We start from the raw sequence: 6,096 nt of genomic DNA, 5'->3' as shown, positions 1-6,096 counted from the left end.
GGCTGCCGGCCAGCGGCCGGCACTACCGTGCCCGTTTACCGGAAGGGCTGGCGCTCCTCCAGCAACACAGTTGCTACAAGGACGTACTTGCGGCGTCCCCCGAACAGCCCACCCACCCGGCCCAGACCAGCGATCCCGCTTCTGAACCCACCGCAGAGGGGGCTCAGCCCGGTGGCCGGGAAACCCGGGGCATCACGCCCCGGATTCGTCCGGCTTGACCCGGAACCACGCCGCATACAGCGCCGGCAGGAACACCAGCGTCAGCACCGTGCCGACAATCAGGCCACCCATGATCGAAATCGCCATCGAGCCATAGAAAGCGCTGCGCGACAGCGGGATCATCGCCAGCACCGCCGCCAGCGCAGTCAGCACGATCGGGCGGAAACGCCGCACCGTCGCATCGATGATCGAATGCCAGCGGTCATGCCCGGCATCGATGTCCTGCTGGATCTGGTCGATCAGGATCACCGAGTTGCGCATGATCATGCCCGCCAGCGCGATGGTACCCAGCAGCGCCACGAAGCCGAACGGCGCGCGGAACAGCAACAGGAACAGCGTCGCGCCGATGATGCCCAGCGGAGCGGTCACCAGCACCATCGCCGCACGCGAGAAGCTGCGCAGCTGCAGCATCAGCAACGTGGCCACCACGATCAGGAACAGCGGCATGCCGGCCTTGATCGAGTTCTGCCCGCGAGCCGAATCCTCCACCGAGCCGCCGGTCTCCAGCAGGTAGCCGCTGGGCAGGTCGGCACGGATGCCATCCAGGGTCGGCACGATCTGCTGCACCACGTCCAGCGGCTGCATGCCATCGCTGATGTCGGCACGCACGGTCACCGTCGGCAGACGGTTGCGGTGCCAGATGATGCCGTCCTCGAAGGCGTATTCCAGCCGCGCGACCTGCGACAGTGTCACCGCGGTACCACTGCTGGTCGGAATCGCCAGGCTGCCGAGCAGGTCCAGCTGCGCTCGCTCGTTGTCCGGGCCACGCAGCAGGATCTCGATCTGGCGGTTGCCTTCGCGATAGGTGCTCACGCTCATGCCCGACAACGAGCTGCTGAGGAACTGGCTGACCTGCGCACTGCTGACGCCCAGCGCGCGGGCGCGGTCCTGGTCGATCACCAGCCGCACCACCTTGCTCGGCTCGCTCCAGTCCAGGTTCACGTTCATCACGTGCGGGTTCTCGCGCACCTTGGCCTCGACCTGGCGCGCGATCGCCTGCACCTGCGCGATGTGCTCGCCGGACACGCGCATCTGCACCGGATAACCGACCGGCGGCCCGTTCTCCAGGCGCGTCACCCGCATCTGCACATCCGGGAACTGACTGATCACGTCCTTCAGCATCCAATCGCGGGTCGATTCACGGGCCTTGGCGTCTTCGGTGAGCACCACGAACTGGGCGAAGTTGGTGGCCGGCAGCTGCTGGTCCAGCGGCAGGTAGAAGCGCGGCGAACCGGTGCCGACGTAGGCCACGTAGTTGCTGATGCCTTCGCGCCCCTTCAGCAGCTTCTCCAGCTTGTCGGCCTGTGCCTGGGTCGCGGCCAGCGACGCACCCTCGGCCAGCTCGATGTCCACCATCAGCTCCGGGCGGGTCGAGTCGGGGAAGAACTGCTGTGGCACGAAGCGGAACAGCATCAACGAACCGATGAACAGTGCAATGGTCGCAGCGATCACCCACCAGCGATGGCGCAGGCAGGTATCCAGGAACGCCCGGAAGCGCGTGTAGAACGGCCGCTGGTACGGATCATGATCGTGCGCATGCTCCTTCGGTGCGATCCAGCGCGCGAGTGACGGATGCCGGTCGGCCCACTGCAGGCGCTTGGCGCGCCAGCGGCCGGCCAGGCTGTCCGGCTTCGGCAGCTGCGGGTTGAACAGGTCCGGCAGCATCTTGTCACCCAGGTACGGGATGAACAGCACTGCCGCGATCCACGACACCACCAGCGCGATGGTCACCACCTGGAACAGCGAACGGGTGTACTCACCCGTGCTGGATGCCGCCGTGGCGATGGGCAGGAAGCCAGCGGCAGTGATCAGGGTACCGGTCAACATCGGGAAGGCGGTGGATTCCCAGGCGAAACTGGCCGCGCGCAGGCGGTCGTAGCCCTGCTCCATCTTGGTGGCCATCATCTCCACGGCGATGATCGCATCGTCCACCAGCAGGCCCAGTGCCAGCACCAGTGCACCCAGCGAAATCTTGTGCAGGCCGATATCGAAGTAGTGCATGACGAAGAAGGTCATCGCCAGCACCAGCGGGATGGTCACGCCCACCACCAGGCCGGTACGCAGGCCCAGCGAGAAGAAGCTGACCAGCAGCACGATCACCACCGCTTCGGTGAGCACCTGCACGAACTCGCCCACCGACTCTTCCACCGCATGCGGCTGGTCGGACACCTTGCGCAGCTGCATGCCGGCCGGCAGGGTCTTCTGCAGGCGTTCGAACTCGGCATCCAGGGTGGCACCGAGCTTGAGGATGTCTCCGCCGTCCTTCATCGCCACCGCCAGGCCGATCGCATCCTGGCCCATGAAGCGCATCTTCGGCGAGGCCGGATCGGCAAAGCCACGCTTGACCTCGGCGATGTCGCCCAGATGCAACGTGCGTTCGCCGGCCTGGATCGGGAATTTGCGGATGTCCTCGATCGAATCGAACTGACCGGTCACGCGCAGCTGCACGCGGTCGGTCGGGGTTTCGAAGAAGCTGGTGGCGCTGACCGCGTTCTGGTCGGCCAGCGCCTGCTGCACCTGTTGCAGCGATACGCCCAGCGTGGCCAGCTTGGTGTTGGACAGCTCGATCCACACCTTCTCGTCCTGCAGGCCGACCAGGTCGATCTTGCCGACGTCGGGCACGCGCTGCAGCTCCAGCTGGATGCGGTCGGCATAGTCGCGCATCACCGCGTAGTCGAAGCCTTCGCCGGTCAACGCGTAGATGTTGCCGAAGGTGTCGCCGAACTCATCGTTGTAGAAGGGCCCGACGATCTCCCTCGGCAGCGTCGCGCGGATATCGCCCACGCGCTTGCGCACCTGGTACCACAGGTCCGGGATCTGCTTGGAGCGCAGGCTGTCGCGCGCCATGAAGATCACCTGCGATTCGCCCGGCCGCGAGTACGAACGGATGAATTCGTACTCGCCGGTGTTCATCAGCGCTTTTTCGATCGGCTCGGTCACCTGCCGCGAGACCTGCTCGGCGGTGGCGCCCGGCCACATCGTGCGTACCACCATGGCCTTGAAGGTGAAGGGCGGATCTTCTGACTGGCCCAGGTGCTTGTAGGACCAGGCACCGATGACGGCGAACGCCAGCATCGCGAACAACACCAGCGCACGGTTGCCCAGCGCCCATTCGGAGAGATTGAAGCGGCGCACGGGTCAGTGCCCCTTGCCTGCGGCCGGCGCCGGCTTGGCGGCCGACGGTGCCAGCACCGGGCGGTTCTGGCGGTCGACCGGCGTCACCACCTGGCCTTCGCGCAGCAGATGGCCGCCGGCAGCGACCACCCAGTCCGTCGCGCCCACGCCGGACACGACCGGCACGGCCTGCGCGCCGTAGGCACCCACCTGCACCGGCGTTGCCTTCAATGCACCGTTGGACGGATTGACCACCCACACGCTGGCCTTGCCATCACTGCCGCGCAGCACGGCCGCCAGCGGCAGCTGCAACGCACCACTGCGGCCGGCGGTGGCAAACACCCGCGCACTCTGGCCCAGTTCCACTTCGCTCAGTGCTTCCGGCGCCAGGCTCACGCGCGTGGCATAGGTGCGCGCCTGTGCATCGGCGGCCGGGGCGATCTCGCGCAGGGTGCCCGGCAGCAGCTGGCCCGGACGGTTCCACAGTTCCACCTGCACCGACTGGCCGACCTTGTAGTCGCGGATGCCGCTTTCCGGCAGCGCGATCAGCACCTCACGGCCACCATCGGCGGCCAGGGTGAACACCGTCTGCCCCGCGCTCACGACCTGGCCGGCTTCGGCCTGGCGGCTGGCGATCACGCCATCGGCGGGTGCGCGCAGCTGCGCGTACTCGGCCTGGTTGCGGGCCACGGCGAGGTTGGCCCGGGCGGCGTTGGCCTGGCCCTGTGCAGCCTTGAATGCCGCCGTCTGCTGGTCCAGTGCCGAGCGGCTCACCAGCTGGTCTTCCGCCAGCTTGGCATAGCGCTTCTGGTCATCGCGCGCGCGCACCAGGTCTGCTTCCGCCGCCGCCAGCTGCGCCTGCGACGCCGCCGCCTGCGAGGCGTAGTCGGCCGCATCCAGCTCGGCCAGCAGCTGGCCCTTCTTCACCCGCTCGCCTGCGTCGACGAGGCGCTTGACCAGGTTGCCGCCAACCCGGAACGACAGTGGGCTTTCCTGGCGGGCACGCACCTCGCCGGGGTAGGCGGCCGCGGCCTGTCCATCCTGCGTGGTGGGATGCACCACCAGCACCGGGATGGCCGCCGCCGGCTCGGCGGCCTGCTTGCCGCACGCTGCCAACACCACGACCAGTACGCCTACGCCCAACCAACGCATGTTTTTCATGAGGTACAGGACCTGAAAAGAAATCCGGGGGGAACGCGCCGGCAACATACTGTTGCAACGCGGACATTAGTGAACCAGCCGGTATAGTATAAATATCGAACCGCTTGGTCTAGTATTAGCGGAATGAGTTCTCCCACTTCCCGAAAGCCGACGGCCAAGCCCGCTGCCAAGGCTGCCGGTCCCGGGCGCCCCAAGGATCTGGGCAAGCGCGCGGCAATACTCGAGGCAGCCAAGACACTGTTCATCGAACAGGGCTACAGCGGCGTGAGCATGGACAGCATTGCTGCCCAGGCCGGCGTCTCGAAGCTGACCGTTTACAGCCATTTCGGCGACAAAGAGACCCTGTTCTCCGAAGCTGTGCAGTCCAAGTGCATCGAGATGCTGCCCGACGCGCTGTTCGTGGCCGACGTCGAAGGCCCCCTGCGTGACCAGTTGCTGGGCATCGGCATGGCGTTCTTCGAGATGATCACCTCCGACGCGGCCCTGTCGATCCAGCGGATGATGATGGCGCCGGAGACCGACGAGCGCCTGCGTGAACTGTTCTGGCAGGCGGGCCCGCAACGCACCTGCGAGGCACTGGCCGACTTCATGCGTTCGCGTGCCGAGCGCGGCGAACTGGATATCCCCGACTGCTACATCGCCGGCCAGCAGTTCCTGACCCTGGTGAAGGGCGAAGTGCACATGCATATGATGTGCGGCATGCCACTGTCCCCCGTCGAGACCGATGCTGCGATCCATGTGGCCGCCAGTGTGGATTTCTTCCTGCGCGCCTACGCGCCGCGGGGGGCTGGGCACGCTGGATAACCAAAACTGAACGAACCGGAGGTCGCGATGACTTCCGGCACTGCGACCCCGGCCACCCCGCAGCTGATGCTCTGGGCGCGCCGCCGGCCTCCGGCACCGGTAAAATGGCCGGCCCACTGCGCTGGATTTGAACCTCATGACGATTGATTACGCCCACGCCCGCGAACTGATGGTGGAACAGCAGATCCGTCCCTGGGACGTGCTGGACATCAAGGTGCTCGACGTCCTGGCCCGCCTGCCGCGCGAGGCCTTCGTCGCCGACGCGCACCGGGCGCTGGCCTATGCCGATGTCGAACTGCCGATCGGCAACGGCCAGAAGATGATGAAGCCGGTCATCGAGGGCCGTACCCTGCAGGCACTGGATCTGCAGCCGGGTGACGAAGTGCTGGAAATCGGCACCGGCAGCGGCTTCCTGTCGGCCTGCATCGGCGCGCTGGCGCGCGACGTGCTGAGCCTGGAAATCGATCCGGAACTGGCCGCCGCTGCGCGCGCCCGCCTGGATGCCACCGGCCTGGGCACCAACGTGCGCGTGGAAGTGGCCGATGGCCTGGCCTGGCAGACCGAACGCCGCTTCGACGTGATCTGTGTCACTGGCGCCGTCGACGTGGTGCCGTCACAGTTTGCTTCGTGGTTGCGTCCGGGTGGTCGCCTGTATGTCATCCAGGGCCGTTCGCCGGCAATGGAAGCACTGCTGGTGAAGGCCGATGGCAGCACCGAGTCGCTGTTCGAGACCGATATCGATTACCTGCGTGGTGCCGCCCCGGCCCCCCAGTTCCACCTCTGAGTCCAAGGAAGCCG

General features: G+C 66.5%; 4 protein-coding genes. 2 read left to right on the top strand and 2 right to left on the bottom strand.

Annotation, left to right across the window (positions count from 1 at the left end):
• Window positions 1-192: 192 nt before the first annotated feature.
• Both J2X70_RS17155 and J2X70_RS17150 read right to left on the bottom strand, forming a co-directional pair.
• Window positions 193-3,354 (bottom strand): efflux RND transporter permease subunit, encoded by a 3,162-nt coding sequence (locus tag J2X70_RS17155; protein ID WP_309911368.1) that lies wholly within the window; start codon window positions 3,352-3,354, stop codon window positions 193-195.
• Between the two features lie 3 nt (window positions 3,355-3,357).
• Entirely contained in the window at window positions 3,358-4,494 is a 1,137-nt protein-coding gene (locus J2X70_RS17150; RefSeq protein WP_309911366.1) for an efflux RND transporter periplasmic adaptor subunit, read from the bottom strand.
• A 123-nt stretch (window positions 4,495-4,617) separates the two neighbouring features.
• Between J2X70_RS17150 and J2X70_RS17145 the strand changes: the two genes are divergently transcribed.
• Both J2X70_RS17145 and J2X70_RS17140 read left to right on the top strand, forming a co-directional pair.
• Entirely contained in the window at window positions 4,618-5,298 is a 681-nt protein-coding gene (locus J2X70_RS17145) for a TetR/AcrR family transcriptional regulator (RefSeq protein WP_025874138.1), read from the top strand.
• A gap of 136 nt (window positions 5,299-5,434) precedes the next feature.
• Complete coding sequence (locus J2X70_RS17140; RefSeq protein ID WP_032975442.1) at window positions 5,435-6,082, top strand: protein-L-isoaspartate O-methyltransferase; 648 nt, start codon at window positions 5,435-5,437, stop codon at window positions 6,080-6,082.
• Window positions 6,083-6,096 lie beyond the last annotated feature (14 nt).

The sequence above is a fragment of the Stenotrophomonas sp. 1337 genome, from assembly GCF_031455455.1.
Taxonomy (GTDB): Bacteria; Pseudomonadota; Gammaproteobacteria; order Xanthomonadales; family Xanthomonadaceae; genus Stenotrophomonas; species Stenotrophomonas indicatrix.
This window is presented reverse-complemented; position numbering and strand designations above follow the sequence as displayed.